Raw genomic sequence first — 14,295 nt, 5'->3', positions numbered from 1 at the left:
TTAAACTCAGCTTGCATTTGGAAGGAGGAAGGACCTCATGGAATATCGGAGACTTGGCAAAAGCGGCTTATCCGTAAGCGAGATTGCATTGGAAAACTGGATCACTCACGGTGCTCAAGTAGATGACACCACAGCAAAAACTTGCGTACATGCTACATTAGACGCTGGAAAAAACGCCGTATACCACCTCCTAGAGCTTCAACCCTCGTCTCCATCGTCTATATTCAGCTCGTTTACGAAGAGAAAGCCGACATCGTATCCTATCCCATTGCTAAAATGGTAGACAATTGGAATACCTGTTAAATCGAGGAATTGCAAAATTGACCCATTTCTGACTGTCTGAGGACGTGTCTCTAGGGCAACAGAAAGGGTATCATCTCCCTAACCAGACCATGCCTGCTCTGTTTTTCCCTGTCAAGGACGCGCTATGAAAAAGACCAGTGTCGGAACCAAATGTATGCTTGAAATGCTGATTTGCACTAGTATTGACCTTTGAAATGGGGAAGTTCCGTCTCCTGAAACAAATTAGGAACATCGCTAAATCGTCGTGGCTACAAGGTTTGAATGCTAATTTTCCCCCGGTGACAGCTACGCTGGTTCGGGGCCTACTTACTTTTCCCTGTGTTTTATATCACCAAAGTTACTTTTACTAATACTTGACTTTTATTTATTATCGTGCTACATAATATTAGTAATTTATTCATAAAAATACATAAAAGGTGGAATCAAGGTGTCACAGGTTATTCATGCAGGATATGCACCAGGAAAAAGCACGAAAGATAAGGTAGTTGATTATGTTAAACGCAACTTAAAAGATACAGCTGGAACAGTTGCATCTGGAGCAGTCATGGGTGCTGTAACTGGAGCTAAGACAGCAGAGGTAGTCTCTAAAAAAGGTGGAAAAGTCAGTGTTGGTGATAGGGCTGCTGCTGCGATAGGTGGAGCAATCATGGGGGCAGCAGGTGGAGCTGTAACCTCAGTTGCCAAAAATTCTATTGGAAATGCATTGTTTGGGAAAAAATAGTATATAGAACTAACAACTAAGAGACGAGCAATGCTCGTCTCTTAGTTGTTTCTTAAAATATTATTCTTATAATTACGTGACCGATAATCCAAATAGCAACTACTAAAAGTTGTTGTTTCAAAGATAGCTTAATTTTTTGATAAAGCCGGAAATATAAGAAAATAAATATATAGGCTCCAATTATATCGAATAAGATCAAGGTAGCTTCACCTAGTAATACAACCAATAAATCATTCATATTTTATTAAACTCTCCATTCAAATCTTGAACTTTCACTAAGTAATTGACTACGCTTTAAAGTATAAGAAAGCTTTCTTAGTTTGAAAGTTTCTTTTTTTATGTATCCTTCATATTCTATTACAACAAACCATTCTTGATAAATATTTAAATCTTGAATATTTACTAATGCTCTTAGATCAAGAGCGCCAACGACTCGTTTTTCAAAGTGATTGGACATCAGAGGAATCTCATAAATGCCTAAAGGCTCATTAGGTTCTGAAGACAGGTACCAATAAAATCTTACTTTACTGCCAGCAGATACATTGCTTAACTTTACAAGTACTTCAACAGAACTGTGAATTTCAGGAAAGAAAATGTTTGTTGATTTTATAGGTTCCAGATATGTAGCTGTACTTTCGCAAAGTATTACAGATTTAATCATTCCAGTATATTTGCTCTCCCCTACTTTTAAATTAACAAGGATACTATTGAATATCTTAGGTTAAATGTGAAGAACTGTTATAGCATCTCAAGTAATATCTGTAAGACGACTAATGGGTTTGTCCTTGATTTTCCTGATTTTATCATGGTAACTAACATATAGAGTATCTTATAAAACACCTAAAATCTCAAGCGCTTGGGATTTTGATTAATGTACTACTTCTCATTATGCGTGATGTGGGTGGACGAAGCCCCCCATGACCACAAAGCAAGCAGAAACAGACGCAGCAATTTCCGCTTACCTCTACGGGAAAACGTACGGAAAATACAACTTTCCGCAAAGTTTTTCCGGAGCAAATTCCCCACACAGTTACTCCCTTCCTCAGCTCACGAAAGCTTCGACATCCCAAACGTTATTTTCCAAACGCTCTTCCTTTTAACCCCAGATAATGACATTTTTGAACGAAAAGAATTCGAGCAAATGGAACTCGTTGCAGCGGTAGCTTTATTTGTCGCTATACTCAGCTTGCTGCTTGGCTTCGGGTCATTCTGGATTACACTAATCAGGCTACTCAAAGTCAGAAACAACAAGTCTTAATCCCAGAGATTTACCTTACGGCGAGGAACACAGGCGCCTACTAACTGTAAGGTAAATTCCTCTCGTAATAACCCATTCTGTGGTTCATCCACAATCTGACACACGTCACCAGACCGCCTAGAATAGGTCCATTTCCGTTTTATTCACATGCCCACCAAACGGCCAATGCCGGTACAGAAAGGGCTCGCTGTAAGGCAAGGAGATGATTCTTGAGCAGTACTGCAACGAGTGTTTCGTTGGTAAACAAGCGAGAAGTGATAGGGATAGACGGTTCTGCCACACGAAGGAAGCCAACATCAATTTTACCGTCCTGTAAAGCTTTCCGTTGTTCGGCAGATGTCATTTCTAATAGAGACAGCTCGACCTCGGGAAAACTCTTCCTTCCCCAAGACTTTGTATTTGATTGTGTCAACGGTGGTTGCGTCATATTCAGTTTGCTCGCAGCGCGATTGAGATGCATTTCTTCTGCTACTGCAATAAAGTAGCGCAGTTTTTTCAAGTCCATGCTTACGCTATTCCTTCTTTCCTAAGCCTTATAAAAAAAGCGACAGCAACGCGCTGCCGCTTTTTCCTATTCAGCGATTACGGAGTGCCGTCCGGTGTTTCCCCAGGAATCCGCGGCACATCCGGCTTGCCTTCCGGGTTGTTATACAAATACGTCGGTACATCGCCAATGATCAAGGAGTGGGTGATCGGGATTTTCGTCGTGACCGTCTGCTCCTCAGTTGCAAAAGGGATCACGATGCGCAGATCGACCTCCACAAAAATATATACCGTCGCCAGCACCATATTGATGCCTGCTTCCTTCAGCTCTGTCTCCAGCTTGGTTTTGACCGAGCCGATGGGCACGAAAGTCACCGGCAAATTCGGCCCCATTGATGCCAAAAAGGAGTTCCCGGTAGCCAAACCAAGCGGAATCGTGCGGTCTACTTTTTCTTGCTCGAACTCTTGGAGCTTGTTCTGGACTCTCGCTGTTGTTTCTCCTACCTTTACCATAGGTGCATAAAAACACATACGATTTTCTTCATGTTCTTATAATACAAAAATTCCTCGAATCATAATACACTTACAACCCATCGTTCTTTGATATTTCCTGACCAATGACGGACTAATTGTTATGCCGACAGGATAAAATCTACGAAAACGGGTGAACGAAGCATACCGCTCTTCGTCCAATTCCGCATTTTTACGCGTGCTTTAATCTGTGGCTGAATGTAAACGAAATCTCGTTCCTCACCAGTTATTAACTGTTTCGCCACTCCATAAAACGCCTGCTTGTGAGTAGGTGGTACGCCAAGCTCAATGACACCTGCTGGACGACCGTTGTAATGTGCCAACCATCCGAAGTCACCCTTACGCCATCCTGAAATGTGAACGTCAACATAGGTATAGTTGATGATCTTCAAGAAATCGTCTGTCCGCTTATCGGCATGGTATCGCCCATCCTTTTTCTTGGCGACTATACCCTCCATATTTCGATCAACAATTGCGTCCCATAAGTCCTCACCGCGTCCGTCAATGTACGCGATTTTGCTTATGGTTGGAGTATCCGTTATTGCACGATCCAGGACAGCTTTGCGTTCCATTAGAGTAAGTCCTCTAAGGTCAACTCCATCGTAATGTAGGATATCGAAAACGACATAAGATATCGGCAGCCGCGATCGCTTTGACTGAAATCGCTGCATAGTTAGCTCGAAGTCTGGAATGCCAGTATCCGGGTCCATTACCACGAGTTCTCCGTCAAGTATCATGTCGGGACCGTCCGTAATGAGTTCGGGGTACTTTGCAGTCACATCATTGTTATGCCTTGTGTAAAGGCGCGTCACACCGTTACGTCGGGATAAGATCAGACGGTGGCCGTCAATTTTAGGCTCGAAGACATAGCGTCCATCCGAAAATGGTTTATCAGCTTGCTCGAGCAGCATCGGGTATATAAATTCCATATAGCATCACCGCTATAATTGTATCAATACTGCAAGGGACATGCGCTGGTAATTACTCGTAACTCACCTTCATGATGTCCAGGAAAGGAATCTTCCTGGTTGCTCCGTTTTCCTCAACGTGAACTAGCCTTGTACGCGAATCAAGAACTGTGATCCTTCCTCGGACTTTCTCAGTCATTCCCCAAACAATCAATGACCTTTCGTCTCCGTCATCTTTTGCTTCAGCTAGCTGATTCCCCAATTCTTCTAATTCAAACTCATCTCTTGTAGGACGTTTTGGTGTAGTTGACTTTGCCATAGAGTCCTCCTTAATCCGCTTTTACGGCCGTTATGTGATCCGTTGATATCCACTGGCTATCTTCATCTGTCACTAGCTTTATTCTCCTGCCGTTCTGATCGATCCATTTCACAACACCCCACATCGTGCATACGGTTCCCAGGTTGCCTTTTACTTGCTTCCACCACGTTACTGTAACAGCATAATCCGACCGGGCTGAATCACAAATAATGTAGTTTAAGGATTCCAGTTCGTCTTGCTCAACAATAGGCATAGCTACAAGCTTGTCGTCTTCCTTCATCTGTAGATACAACGCCCGTTGCTCTGGCAGGACAAAACGCATCGTTGAGAATAAGTTCTCGATTTTCTTCGCCATGTTACCGTCCCTTTCTCTCCCACGATGTAATTACTTCCATCTTGTCAGGTTCCTCCCGCCGCCACTCGATGTATTCTTCGCGCGTCAACGTTTCAAGCACCATCATTACACCTTCGCGATCACGCCCGGTCTTTACGCATATTACGTCAATGCTCGGAGGCTTCGGTTTCATCGCATAGTAATTTCCTATAATCCGTAATACCTTGCGCTCAATATCCGTGAGCAAGCGCCACCCCTCCAAATAAGAACACTTGTTTGTATTATATACGAACATAATAGGAACATGCAAACAAAAAAGCGACCAGCATTTTAGCTGATCGCTTCGTCTTTTTATTCCCAGGGTTCATCCACGATCTGAATGCCAGTTCGGTCAAAATAACTGTGGTAATCGTAAGTTGATTCAAAAGCGTTCAGCAAGGCAAAAAACTCGTATTTCTGTCTAGGTACTGTACGCGCAACGAGTTCGCTGTCGTTAAATTTCAGATTAGGTTGCGGGATGGAACATCTTCCACCATCAACTGACACGTATACATCCCTGAAGACGAGCATTCCGTTGTAAAAAAAGTCTACAAAACTACTCGACGCTCGTTCGTCCGGAAACTTTCTTACCCATTCACTTTGGTAATTATCATTATCTGTAAGCCCCCAAGCAATACTAATAGATAGGTCACTTTTCAATGACGCTACCATACCGTGAGATTCAAGCTCAATCCCTTCAAAGTTGCCTCCTCCATTTGTCCAAACAGAAAGTTGATCGCGGTAGGAGGGGCCACCGCCTGCTCCCCAGCAAGTGATTAGTGTCCAGTCTTCAGTATTGCTAGAGCAAATCTTGTCCAAAAATTCGTGAATATTCATTTTCATCCCTTCTTTCGACTGAGTTCTATTGCAAATTATTTGAAATGAAACCCAAGTCGCGAGGGCTTCATTTTATTTACTTACTATTCTCTTTTTCTTTTGCTTTTTTTGCGAGGTATTTTTGATGCTGCTCTTCAGTAACTTCAAAGCAGAATTGCTTCGCATTCTTCGGGTAAATAATCTTGCCATTCTTTACAATGTACGGAGTGCAAATCATCATTTGGACATTCCACCTTTTACAAGTTTGTTTAAATCTCTTGCAAGAGGGGCATCCTGATGGTACATTTAACATAACATTCGACCAAAAATGTTGCTAAATGTAGCGACTTCCATCGTGGATTTAGTCGTTACACGACCGTGGGCCCTCTGCAAGGGCTTATTTTTTTTGTCATCACAAGCCTCACCTTTCATTTTGGATTTCAATTTACAAATTGAAGTGGTTTGTTTTTTTAGGGGATACCCCCCCTAGAAAAGACTCCGGTAAATATACTGTCTTCCGCCCTCAGAAAGTTGGACTTCCTCTCTACTCACCAATCTCATGTTATAAAGATCGGATAATTGAGTACTGGCAAGGTTTAGTTTCTTGTCCAGAGATTCTGAGATTTCACGGGCATTTGTTTCCTTGGCTTTATATACAAATCCAAGGACATCCTTCAAGGCTTTTCCTAGGTAACCTAAGACCAAGAATGACGAGTTGTATTTAGCTATGACTGCCACTTTAGCATCCTCTAAGGAAATGTGGATATTGTATGCATGGTCATACTCATCGTCAGGGCTAAGGTTATCAAGAAACAGATACTTATCATGATCTTTTACGTTCTCCTTAAGCCATTTAATTGTCTTGGCTATTAGCTCATCTGTACCTGAGCCATTTATTGATTCAATAGGAGAAAGATCGTAATAAAAAACCGTGCCTTTTGGAGCTTCTTCAATACTCGCCATAATTCTGCTCTTTGTTGCTTGTAATGAAGGTCTGTTTAACCAGTTGTTTTTCTCAACCTCTCTTAAAAGCTCGATTGGTTTCATTGAAAATCACCTTCCTATCGATTTCAAAAGTGTTTTTGAAACCTATTATTAATCTATCATCAGCATCACTACCTGTCAACCATTTATTAGACGTGAAGCACTATATGAATAAACGTTCCCCAAAAATAATTCCCTTCATGCAAGAGTTTCAAGCCCTCAGGAAATATTTGATAGATGCTATCATGCGTCCTAATATATATATCTGCAAAGTATGATCTACTAAAAGTGGTTTTTCTAACATCCATTAACCCTTTTCCTCGGTCTTCTAGCGGAAGGCTTGTTGCTCTTGTCATAACTGCTTGGTGAATGACATCATGTTTATCATGACTTATTACATGCTCGGAGAGTGTGTTATATATCCCAACACCGTTATCTCCAATAGCGATTTCAATCGTCCCTTTAGTAGGATAATACTGAATACTTGAATAAGCATTCCAATTCCCGTGTTCAATGGCATTACTTGAAAGTTCAGAAGCAATTCTAACAACGTCTGAAATTTTATTGCCTCCAACATTATTGTTACTAAGAATCCCCCTAATGGATTTGCATAACCTCACTACATCATCGTTACTATACATTTTTTGAATTTCTAATAGTGTTTTCGTAGTATCGTTTCTTCGGCGATTATAAAAGCGATCCATATTTATTTGACTTTCAAAGCTAGTCTTTACATCAGGCGGGCAATATTTGAAGAAATCTATCCTTTCTAAATATCCAATCACACCTGTGTTTTCAGGAATACTAATATCTAAGTAAAAAAATCTATCTAATGTATCCAGTGCTGAAAGTAAAGCTAAACTACCAACTGTAGAAATCATGGTTAATTTACTAAGATCAATTGTTAAATCGCCGGCTGATTCTAGGATGTCAAAAGCAGTTTTGCATAACCCCAATAAATCATGTATATCACTTACTGTGTCTAATCGTCCTTCAAAGACAAGTTTCACCATATATTTACCACCCGGATTTTTTGTAAATACAATCCATATGGTAGCACTTTTCATATATTGTAAGAAGACCTTATATTTCCCTTGCAGGGATTGACAAAATATCTTTCGGTTTATCTCTTTGTAATTCAGCCAGCCAAGTCGATGACCTCCGATAGAAAACAAACAATCCCTCCCCGGATTTTTCTCCGAAGGAGGGCTACTGTAGTTATTGGCTTTTTTCTGATGTACCAACCGAATCTCCTGCATCATTCTTGATACGCTCTGCATCCACGAATCCTTCGGCCACCGTGTACGCGACAACAGAGCCGAGAGCCGTAATCATGGCGGTTACCTTTGTAATCGTGTCACTGTCCATGCCGAACAGCACCAACACGCTCGTGATAAAGGCAGCCACTGCCATCCACAGTTTGCGTGATGAAAGTTTGCGTTTAAACTCTTCGTTCATGATCTACATCCTCCTCATGCTGGACAAGAAAATTCGGTGTGTTTGTTGCGCGGTCTGTCAGCACAAAAATGAGCCAAGACATGTCTTCCAAGACTGCCTGTGGCTCTGTTCGTAATCGTTTTTTCCACTCTTCTGCGTTGTTTATCAAGGCTTTGCCTTCTGTATCCTTCTTGCTGGCAAGGCTGTCCAACGCCTTGTCTGCGAGTTGGAGCTTCCACGGTTCCAGTGCTTTCACTGTGTCTTCATCTCCTCTATCCACAGGTTTATCAACAGATTGGTAATATTCTCGCAAATACGTTAAAGGATCGGTATGTGTCCCGAATCCGCCACGCCGAACCTCATAGTGCAAGTGTGAGCCTGTGCTGCGCCCTGTAGTGCCTTGCAGTCCGACGACGTCTCCACACTCGACCCGATCGCCAAGCTTTACGGATGCGCTATGTAGGTGGGCATATACGTGTGTGCAGCCGTTCCGGTCTTTAACAGCCACTACAATTCCAAAGCCCCCGTATCCTGATCCTTTTACACCTTCTTTTGCGTGCGTGACGACACCAGTAACAAAGGCATGGATTGGTGAGCGATGTTTTTTAACCAGGTCAATCCCGGTGTGGAATACCTGCTTGCTTGTAAACGGATCTGCACGCGGTCCATATGGGCTTGTCACACGGTATCCTTTGAGCATCTCGTCCACTTTAGACACGTGCATCATAGTCCTCTCCTTCCACGTCATGCTGACTGGACCGTGGTTTGCGTAATTCTTGCACTGCTCGTACACCGAACACGCCGCCTGCAACCGTCATTAGGACTGGAGCCATCATATCCAAGAGAGCAAGGTAGCCCGAACTTACAGGCTTACCTAGCAACGACAGAATAAGCCCAATCGCTACGAAAAGAAAAAAGACAGTGCTTGCGATCAGAAGCAGATAGTCCTTCTCACTGACGCCATCTCTGTCATTTAGGAACGTCTTCATACTGCCATCCCCTTCCACAGCAATGATATTGCTCCAAGAATTAGCGCACCAATAACCGTGCGCCAGAGCCATCTTTGGTTGTCAGCCACCTCATTCAAACGGTGGTGTGCAGACTTGCCGTATTGAAGTGCTTCATTCGCTGTATCTTTCGCCTCTTCTGCAGTAGTACGCACGTCAGTCATCGTGTCAATTTTTGTTTCTACTCGAACCATTCGTTCACGAATATCACTTAATACTCGCCCTACTTCAATATCAGGCATACGCTCATCTTCCTCTCCACCCACTCGTGGTAAAAAATTAGCCCCGCTAGGAACGAGGCGTGCTGCTATCATGTTGTCATAGAAAAACGCCCTCCTGATTAGGAAAGGCGTTTACACTACTTCTTGTGCAGCGAGATATGCAGCTACGGGGACGCGGTAAGCTTCTGGAACCACTTTCTCCCCTTCGGTTCCTGTCGGCTCGATCAGCCATCCACCGGATTTGACGAGAATCGCATAAGGCGCGATCATGTACTGTTTCACCATCATTGACCACCTCCCTTCAAGGCTTGTACCTCTGCTTCAAGCTCAGTAATCTTGCCAGTAAGCTGTTCGTGATTTTTGGTGTACTCCTTACGCATGGCTGATATTTCAGCATCCATATGGGCAATTGTTTCATAAAGCACTTGAATTTCTGTAGGTAGACCTTCCGTGTGTCCTGGTGTTTCCACTGGCTCGCCAAATGTTCCATCGGATTTCCGTGGACGATACTTCATTACTCAATCACCCCTACCATCATCGTTGCAGCTTCGACTGAGTTTGCGGTCGAACGAGAAAAAGTCAGCTTAAACGTTAGGTTGGATTTAGCAGTTGCTACGGTAGAAAGCAGCTCATCTTCGCTAATTGATGACGTAAGATCAATACTATTCTTACTCATCGAAACATATTGTTCGGGCTGTCCTGCATCTACAAAGGATGCCTCTCCATCCACGACAAGATCACCTTTCTCACGTTTTAGCCAAGCAAGGATTTCTTTAGCAGTACCACGAGGCGGTATGATTTTATATCGAGCTACGGCTTTCTTGAGTGGTGTTTGTACCACACTATTATTAATGCTGAACGATTTGACCGATGAAGAACCGAATTGATCTGATGCTGTTATCGTTAAAGTATTAGCCCCTGCTTGTAACTCACTTACCTTGAACGGAAAAGACCAGTTCCCGGTTGATACTCCGCTAAGAAGCGTCTTCTCACTTCCGGAATTTAGCTTTCCTTTCACTGTTACTGTGTTGCCGTCTGGTTCCGAGACAGTACCTGATAAAGTAAGGGTATCAGGAGGAATCAGGCCAGAATGTACTGGCGTAAATGCATTCACTGTTAGCACTGGTGCTTTATTATGCTTTACCGTAATGGATCGGGTAACGATATCAGATTTCCCGCCTTGATCATCTTCCGCCCAGACAGTTAGTGTGTGTGTCGTACCTTCCGCAAGAGACCCAGATACATCGACGGCACCATCATACAAGCGTCCACCTCTGTAGGTTAGTAACTTGGCAAAAGAAATGGGCGTGCTTCCGTTTGATACACCGGAATGCGCCGCCCTAGGAGTGCCACTATTAATTTGGTACTTAACAGTCACCACGTTCCCATTGTCGACGTCTGTAGCGCTTCCTTGAACAGAGAATGCATTTCCTTCTGTCAACACAAGGTTATTCTCTGTCGTTAATAATACGGTTGGCTTGATGTTGGCTGCACCAAAATAAGCATCCGACCAATAAAGCTCCTTTGGGTCACTTGAACTACCTGTATAATACTCAGCAACAACTTCTGCAAAATATGCACCCGCAGGTGGTACTACCCCTTTAGCATAGTATCTGTCGTATGTTGCTTCTGAATTGTCAGGATTTTCACGGACTGCAACCGCTTGACCCTTCAAGGTGCCCGCGCCTGTACTGCTGCTTGAGTGCCACTCAATTCTCGCCTTTAATCCCTGTTTGAAATTCGATTGTTTCAGCCAGACAATAAACTCATACTCTTTGCCGGGTGTAACAGGAATTGCTTCTGTTCGTAATTCGATTGCAAAGTTTGTGCCTGTAGTACCCCTTTTCGCATAGAGGCAAGGCCCACCATTAAGCCCGCCATTTTCGATTCTTTGTAAAGAAACATAACTGTCGAGCACGTACATTCCTGTTTTCCCAGTTGCTCCTGATGACTGGTCCGGTGTTAAAAGGTTCGTCCCCAAAAATTATACCTCCTATACTTGGGTTATAGTGACGGTATGCGTTCCCCAACCGCCGATCCGCATTTTCTGTGCAGCTGCATCGCGATAGATGGTTGATCGACCGATGAGAGCGCCTTTTTTGTAGTTGTTTGTCAGCGAAGCGAAGGAAATTGTCCCTGTTCCGATTGCTGTGATTTTCTGATTCTCAAAAGCCACATCATCACAAATCGTAACTTCTTGCCCTAATGTAAAGGCAGTCGTTGACGCTACTGTAACTGTTGTAGAAGAAGGTTTGGCGGTTAACGCTGTGGTCGCATACGTTTTTGTTTGGTCTAGTTTCAATACTGGGTCATCTACGCCATCATAGGTGTCGGCAAATCTCGCTTGCGCTCCTTCTACATCGTGACTGTCTAAATCAAGATAGGCTTCAACCCGAGTCACCCGTCGTTCTAAACGAGCATACAACAAATGTGCCCCTTCAATCCCGTCCTCCATATGATTCAGCCTGAATTCATCCACTGGTGTCCCTGCAATCTGCTGCCAGGCTGGAGAAATCGTAACTGTTCCGTCTCCGTTTTCTTGTAAGACGTATGTGTTCGGTCGGTCGACAAACCTATTCACATGAGTTTGCTTTTGGTATGTCACATCATTCACCTACCTTCCATTTCAACTCGATGGGAATGCTAAGTGCGACTTCTCGTTCAGGTTTAAAGAAATTCACTGTATCTTGCCAGACGATTTGTCCGCTTTCATCTTTAACGATTCGCTTTGTAACTGTACCTATGTCTGTTGCTGGTATTCGAACCAAGAAGGTAACCTTACTATTGCTCTGCCTTGTTTTAATTAGTTCCGCTGGGATAAGTACCCCGTTCAATTCCACTTCTGCGCTAAAAAATATCGATTCGAGACTATTCGTCTGTCTTGTCAGGGCGTGTACAGTTAGCATAGATGGTTTTCGCCTCCAGCGTAGAATGAACCACAGAACAAAGGAATTGTTTCCAACACTTGCATGGTTCCAGAAGACAGAATAAGGCTACCGCTTTGTTGAATGATGATTCTTTCTCGATTCACATGAACAGGCCTCATTCTTTCAAAAGTCCTGTGTAATGTTAATAGATCAACTGGTGCGTTTTGTTGAAAGGAGAAAACAATCTCCTTCGTTGCGAAGTCCTCAGAGACAGAAACCAATTCGCCTACCGCCCTGCCCAATGACTGTAAAACTGGCATGGTAAAAGGTAATCTGGCCCAATGCTGGGCAAGAATATTCTTCTGGCGTTCCTCAATGGTTAGCAGCTGCTTTTCTCCGAAATAAATCCAGTCCCATATATCCAGTCCCCATGTAGCTGACCATGGGCTAAATTGCTGTAGGATATCCTCGCGTTGCGCATTGAAAGCATCGACCGCTACTGTCGTTCCCTCAAAGTGGTATTCTGCAACGTCATTCTCGTACCATTGGGGCGGTAACATGCGTCTATAGCGCTCGGGTATCATGTTGTCACCGCCATGGTTAGTGTCGATACAGAGTCAACAGGCACCGTCAAATTCAATTCCGCGCCGTTTAAGGTGTAGCCAGTGAAGTCTATTACACCATCCACGAAAAAGAGCGCTCCGATCTGCTGGTACACGATCTGAGAACGCCCTTTTAGGTAGGTTTTGATTTGTGTGGTAATTTGGTCTTTGACCTTCTCGAATTCCGCATCTGGTCGCAAGACAAGTTTTACAGCGATAGTCACCGGATAAACATTCGCTGGAAGTACCTGCAAGTCGTGCAAGGCCCTGCGTTTGTCTTCCAGCTTCGTTCGTACAAGTTGCGCCAACTCAGCTGTTGCAGGTTGACCGGAAAGGTCAGTAATGTACACATCAATCGAATTGTCGTGCCGTGTTTTTTCAACAGCTACAGCAGCTCCAACGCCTTCGATGTTCCGTGCCCAACGTTCGTAGTCCGCGCGTCGCCCGTCCCCTTCTTCGCTTCTGGCTCGATCAATTAGACGCAGCCGATAGGCGTCATCTGATTCACCTGTTTTGCGAGGGAGGCCAAAGAAGCCCCCGTTAGCATCCAAAAACTCTCCGTCTGCCCAGGGTAGAAACCGCTGGAGAAAACCGTACTCAAATAGCTGTTGCTGATCGCTGATTTCCTCTGCAATCGGGTAGCCGAGGTCATAATAGATTTCGCCCTCATCTGTCGCTGGCGGCGTCTCCCCTCGTTCTTGGGCCACTAATGCCATCCGATTCGCCATCCGCTGATAAATCTGATCCGGAGTTTCCCTGAGTATCGGCATTTCTGGTTTCTCTATCGTTGCCATGTATCCACCTCCGTCCTGGTTGTCCCTCTTGTGCCCTCGATTTCGAGCTCGAAAATGACTCGGTTATCCTCAAAGCGAATGTCTACCACTTCCGCACGTTGAATCTCACTATGAGCCTCCAATGCTTCTTGAGCTTGCGTCTTAATCGTTTGCAACGATATTCCCGAGCGCATCCTTCCTGTCTCGTATAAGAAGTCGACGCCGTATCTTTCGGAGTAAATCTCATACCGGAAACGCCGTGTATTCAGGATTTTCTTTGCTGTCTCTTCCAAATACTCCGCATAGGTAGTCGTCCTCAAATAACGACCATCTGGACCTTGCATCATCTGATTTGTAGTCCAGTCGAATTTATACGTCCATGGAATCGGGTTATCTGGAGATTGAACCAGTTGTGATTCGTCTCCGTTCAACTCTGGAAACATTACTCCACCACCCCAAGTAGCAGGTACTGACCGTTAGTGCAGCGCATTAAAGCCACTTTCTTTCCGACATCCTCGGGTCTCCAATTCAACGGGTTCATCTTCACCAATTCATCTTCTTCCAGAGGTTCCGGGTCCTCGTCCAACTTCACCGACAAGGGTGAGAGCGACGAAAGCTTTCCGAATTCCACTTGAGTATTCTCGATGCCTTCCCGTGCGCTGCCTCTGATCTTTGCAATGACCGAGTGCATC

The 14,295-nt window shown here is 44.0% G+C and carries 25 protein-coding genes and 1 pseudogene; 2 read left to right on the top strand and 24 right to left on the bottom strand.

All coding sequences use genetic code 11. The annotated features are described in order from the left end of the window. Positions 1–37: 37 nt before the first annotated feature. Both M3630_RS19125 and M3630_RS19120 read left to right on the top strand, forming a co-directional pair. On the top strand, positions 38–283 hold the full coding sequence (locus M3630_RS19125) for a hypothetical protein (protein WP_251253127.1): 246 nt from the start codon (positions 38–40) through the stop codon (positions 281–283). 447 nt (positions 284–730) lie between these two features. Next, positions 731–1,024, top strand: coding sequence for a hypothetical protein (locus tag M3630_RS19120; protein ID WP_251253126.1), 294 nt, complete (start codon positions 731–733; stop codon positions 1,022–1,024). 244 nt (positions 1,025–1,268) lie between these two features. Here M3630_RS19120 and M3630_RS19115 read toward each other — a convergent pair whose 3' ends face one another. The 24 genes and pseudogenes from M3630_RS19115 to M3630_RS19000 form a co-directional block, all read right to left on the bottom strand. Continuing rightward, on the bottom strand, positions 1,269–1,685 hold the full coding sequence (locus tag M3630_RS19115; protein WP_251253125.1) for a hypothetical protein: 417 nt from the start codon (positions 1,683–1,685) through the stop codon (positions 1,269–1,271). A gap of 736 nt (positions 1,686–2,421) precedes the next feature. Then, positions 2,422–2,787 carry a LysR family transcriptional regulator gene (locus tag M3630_RS19110; protein WP_285861349.1) on the bottom strand — a complete coding sequence of 122 codons (366 nt, stop codon included), beginning with the start codon at positions 2,785–2,787 and terminating at the stop codon, positions 2,422–2,424. A 77-nt stretch (positions 2,788–2,864) separates the two neighbouring features. Then, a pseudogene (gene yunB / locus M3630_RS19105) lies at positions 2,865–3,269 on the bottom strand (sporulation protein YunB); the annotation flags it as partial. A gap of 128 nt (positions 3,270–3,397) precedes the next feature. Next, positions 3,398–4,225: an ATP-dependent DNA ligase gene (locus M3630_RS19100; RefSeq protein ID WP_251253124.1), complete on the bottom strand. Its 828-nt coding sequence runs from the start codon at positions 4,223–4,225 to the stop codon at positions 3,398–3,400. A gap of 52 nt (positions 4,226–4,277) precedes the next feature. After that, positions 4,278–4,523 carry a YolD-like family protein gene (locus tag M3630_RS19095; RefSeq protein ID WP_251253123.1) on the bottom strand — a complete coding sequence of 82 codons (246 nt, stop codon included), beginning with the start codon at positions 4,521–4,523 and terminating at the stop codon, positions 4,278–4,280. 10 nt (positions 4,524–4,533) lie between these two features. Beyond that, complete coding sequence (locus tag M3630_RS19090) at positions 4,534–4,878, bottom strand: YolD-like family protein (protein ID WP_251253122.1); 345 nt, start codon at positions 4,876–4,878, stop codon at positions 4,534–4,536. Position 4,879: 1 nt separating this feature from the next. Continuing rightward, positions 4,880–5,104, bottom strand: a complete 225-nt coding sequence (locus M3630_RS19085; RefSeq protein WP_251253121.1) for a LexA family transcriptional regulator — start codon at positions 5,102–5,104, stop codon at positions 4,880–4,882. 104 nt (positions 5,105–5,208) lie between these two features. After that, positions 5,209–5,733, bottom strand: a complete 525-nt coding sequence (locus tag M3630_RS19080) for a hypothetical protein (protein WP_251253120.1) — start codon at positions 5,731–5,733, stop codon at positions 5,209–5,211. Positions 5,734–5,809: 76 nt separating this feature from the next. Further along, positions 5,810–5,953, bottom strand: coding sequence for a hypothetical protein (locus M3630_RS19075; protein ID WP_251253119.1), 144 nt, complete (start codon positions 5,951–5,953; stop codon positions 5,810–5,812). Between the two features lie 245 nt (positions 5,954–6,198). After that, positions 6,199–6,759 carry a hypothetical protein gene (locus M3630_RS19070; protein ID WP_251253118.1) on the bottom strand — a complete coding sequence of 187 codons (561 nt, stop codon included), beginning with the start codon at positions 6,757–6,759 and terminating at the stop codon, positions 6,199–6,201. A gap of 86 nt (positions 6,760–6,845) precedes the next feature. After that, complete coding sequence (locus tag M3630_RS19065; protein WP_251253117.1) at positions 6,846–7,940, bottom strand: ATP-binding protein; 1,095 nt, start codon at positions 7,938–7,940, stop codon at positions 6,846–6,848. Beyond that, positions 7,915–8,154, bottom strand: coding sequence for a hypothetical protein (locus M3630_RS19060; protein ID WP_251253116.1), 240 nt, complete (start codon positions 8,152–8,154; stop codon positions 7,915–7,917). The genes M3630_RS19065 and M3630_RS19060 overlap by 26 nt, the downstream gene beginning before the upstream one ends. Further along, on the bottom strand, positions 8,138–8,860 hold the full coding sequence (locus M3630_RS19055; RefSeq protein WP_251253115.1) for a M23 family metallopeptidase: 723 nt from the start codon (positions 8,858–8,860) through the stop codon (positions 8,138–8,140). Before M3630_RS19055 ends, M3630_RS19060 begins: the two co-directional genes overlap by 17 nt. Next, positions 8,844–9,122, bottom strand: coding sequence for a hypothetical protein (locus M3630_RS19050; protein ID WP_251253114.1), 279 nt, complete (start codon positions 9,120–9,122; stop codon positions 8,844–8,846). The genes M3630_RS19055 and M3630_RS19050 overlap by 17 nt, the downstream gene beginning before the upstream one ends. Further along, positions 9,119–9,454 (bottom strand): hemolysin XhlA family protein, encoded by a 336-nt coding sequence (locus M3630_RS19045; protein ID WP_251253113.1) that lies wholly within the window; start codon positions 9,452–9,454, stop codon positions 9,119–9,121. The genes M3630_RS19050 and M3630_RS19045 overlap by 4 nt, the downstream gene beginning before the upstream one ends. Positions 9,455–9,493: 39 nt before the next feature. Continuing rightward, positions 9,494–9,649: a CD1375 family protein gene (locus tag M3630_RS19040; RefSeq protein ID WP_251253112.1), complete on the bottom strand. Its 156-nt coding sequence runs from the start codon at positions 9,647–9,649 to the stop codon at positions 9,494–9,496. Next, on the bottom strand, positions 9,646–9,876 hold the full coding sequence (locus tag M3630_RS19035; RefSeq protein ID WP_251253111.1) for a hypothetical protein: 231 nt from the start codon (positions 9,874–9,876) through the stop codon (positions 9,646–9,648). The genes M3630_RS19040 and M3630_RS19035 overlap by 4 nt, the downstream gene beginning before the upstream one ends. Beyond that, positions 9,876–11,342 carry a hypothetical protein gene (locus tag M3630_RS19030; RefSeq protein ID WP_251253110.1) on the bottom strand — a complete coding sequence of 489 codons (1,467 nt, stop codon included), beginning with the start codon at positions 11,340–11,342 and terminating at the stop codon, positions 9,876–9,878. Before M3630_RS19030 ends, M3630_RS19035 begins: the two co-directional genes overlap by 1 nt. Positions 11,343–11,354: 12 nt before the next feature. Then, positions 11,355–11,966 carry an integrase gene (locus M3630_RS19025; RefSeq protein ID WP_251253109.1) on the bottom strand — a complete coding sequence of 204 codons (612 nt, stop codon included), beginning with the start codon at positions 11,964–11,966 and terminating at the stop codon, positions 11,355–11,357. Between the two features lies 1 nt (position 11,967). Further along, positions 11,968–12,267, bottom strand: coding sequence for a hypothetical protein (locus tag M3630_RS19020; RefSeq protein WP_251253108.1), 300 nt, complete (start codon positions 12,265–12,267; stop codon positions 11,968–11,970). Next, positions 12,261–12,812 (bottom strand): YmfQ family protein, encoded by a 552-nt coding sequence (locus tag M3630_RS19015; RefSeq protein ID WP_251253107.1) that lies wholly within the window; start codon positions 12,810–12,812, stop codon positions 12,261–12,263. The genes M3630_RS19020 and M3630_RS19015 overlap by 7 nt, the downstream gene beginning before the upstream one ends. Further along, positions 12,809–13,624 carry a baseplate J/gp47 family protein gene (locus tag M3630_RS19010; protein WP_251253106.1) on the bottom strand — a complete coding sequence of 272 codons (816 nt, stop codon included), beginning with the start codon at positions 13,622–13,624 and terminating at the stop codon, positions 12,809–12,811. Before M3630_RS19010 ends, M3630_RS19015 begins: the two co-directional genes overlap by 4 nt. Further along, on the bottom strand, positions 13,612–14,046 hold the full coding sequence (locus tag M3630_RS19005) for a DUF2634 domain-containing protein (protein WP_251253105.1): 435 nt from the start codon (positions 14,044–14,046) through the stop codon (positions 13,612–13,614). Before M3630_RS19005 ends, M3630_RS19010 begins: the two co-directional genes overlap by 13 nt. Beyond that, positions 14,046–14,294: a hypothetical protein gene (locus tag M3630_RS19000; RefSeq protein WP_251253104.1), complete on the bottom strand. Its 249-nt coding sequence runs from the start codon at positions 14,292–14,294 to the stop codon at positions 14,046–14,048. Before M3630_RS19000 ends, M3630_RS19005 begins: the two co-directional genes overlap by 1 nt. Between the last annotated feature and the right edge of the window lies 1 nt (position 14,295).

The sequence above is a fragment of the Brevibacillus sp. MER 51 genome (assembly GCF_023714195.1).
GTDB lineage: Bacteria > Bacillota > Bacilli > Brevibacillales > Brevibacillaceae > Brevibacillus.
The sequence above is the reverse complement of the archived record's forward strand: the minus strand, read 5'-3'. Positions and strand labels throughout refer to the sequence as shown.

Bases quoted from the DNA above. Each gene is read 5' to 3' on its own strand.
- M3630_RS19125 (WP_251253127.1), top strand. From the start codon at position 38: ATGGAATATCGGAGACTTGGCAAAAGCGGCTTATCCGTAAGCGAGATT.
- M3630_RS19115 (WP_251253125.1), bottom strand. From the start codon at position 1,685: ATGATTAAATCTGTAATACTTTGCGAAAGTACAGCTACATATCTGGAA.
- M3630_RS19110 (WP_285861349.1), bottom strand. From the start codon at position 2,787: ATGGACTTGAAAAAACTGCGCTACTTTATTGCAGTAGCAGAAGAAATG.
- M3630_RS19100 (WP_251253124.1), bottom strand. From the start codon at position 4,225: ATGGAATTTATATACCCGATGCTGCTCGAGCAAGCTGATAAACCATTT.
- M3630_RS19095 (WP_251253123.1), bottom strand. From the start codon at position 4,523: ATGGCAAAGTCAACTACACCAAAACGTCCTACAAGAGATGAGTTTGAA.
- M3630_RS19090 (WP_251253122.1), bottom strand. From the start codon at position 4,878: ATGGCGAAGAAAATCGAGAACTTATTCTCAACGATGCGTTTTGTCCTG.
- M3630_RS19080 (WP_251253120.1), bottom strand. From the start codon at position 5,733: ATGAATATTCACGAATTTTTGGACAAGATTTGCTCTAGCAATACTGAA.
- M3630_RS19075 (WP_251253119.1), bottom strand. From the start codon at position 5,953: ATGATGATTTGCACTCCGTACATTGTAAAGAATGGCAAGATTATTTAC.
- M3630_RS19070 (WP_251253118.1), bottom strand. From the start codon at position 6,759: ATGAAACCAATCGAGCTTTTAAGAGAGGTTGAGAAAAACAACTGGTTA.
- M3630_RS19060 (WP_251253116.1), bottom strand. From the start codon at position 8,154: ATGAACGAAGAGTTTAAACGCAAACTTTCATCACGCAAACTGTGGATG.
- M3630_RS19055 (WP_251253115.1), bottom strand. From the start codon at position 8,860: ATGATGCACGTGTCTAAAGTGGACGAGATGCTCAAAGGATACCGTGTG.
- M3630_RS19050 (WP_251253114.1), bottom strand. From the start codon at position 9,122: ATGAAGACGTTCCTAAATGACAGAGATGGCGTCAGTGAGAAGGACTAT.
- M3630_RS19045 (WP_251253113.1), bottom strand. From the start codon at position 9,454: ATGATAGCAGCACGCCTCGTTCCTAGCGGGGCTAATTTTTTACCACGA.
- M3630_RS19040 (WP_251253112.1), bottom strand. From the start codon at position 9,649: ATGATGGTGAAACAGTACATGATCGCGCCTTATGCGATTCTCGTCAAA.
- M3630_RS19035 (WP_251253111.1), bottom strand. From the start codon at position 9,876: ATGAAGTATCGTCCACGGAAATCCGATGGAACATTTGGCGAGCCAGTG.
- M3630_RS19020 (WP_251253108.1), bottom strand. From the start codon at position 12,267: ATGCTAACTGTACACGCCCTGACAAGACAGACGAATAGTCTCGAATCG.
- M3630_RS19015 (WP_251253107.1), bottom strand. From the start codon at position 12,812: ATGATACCCGAGCGCTATAGACGCATGTTACCGCCCCAATGGTACGAG.
- M3630_RS19010 (WP_251253106.1), bottom strand. From the start codon at position 13,624: ATGGCAACGATAGAGAAACCAGAAATGCCGATACTCAGGGAAACTCCG.
- M3630_RS19005 (WP_251253105.1), bottom strand. From the start codon at position 14,046: ATGTTTCCAGAGTTGAACGGAGACGAATCACAACTGGTTCAATCTCCA.
- M3630_RS19000 (WP_251253104.1), bottom strand. From the start codon at position 14,294: ATGCACTCGGTCATTGCAAAGATCAGAGGCAGCGCACGGGAAGGCATC.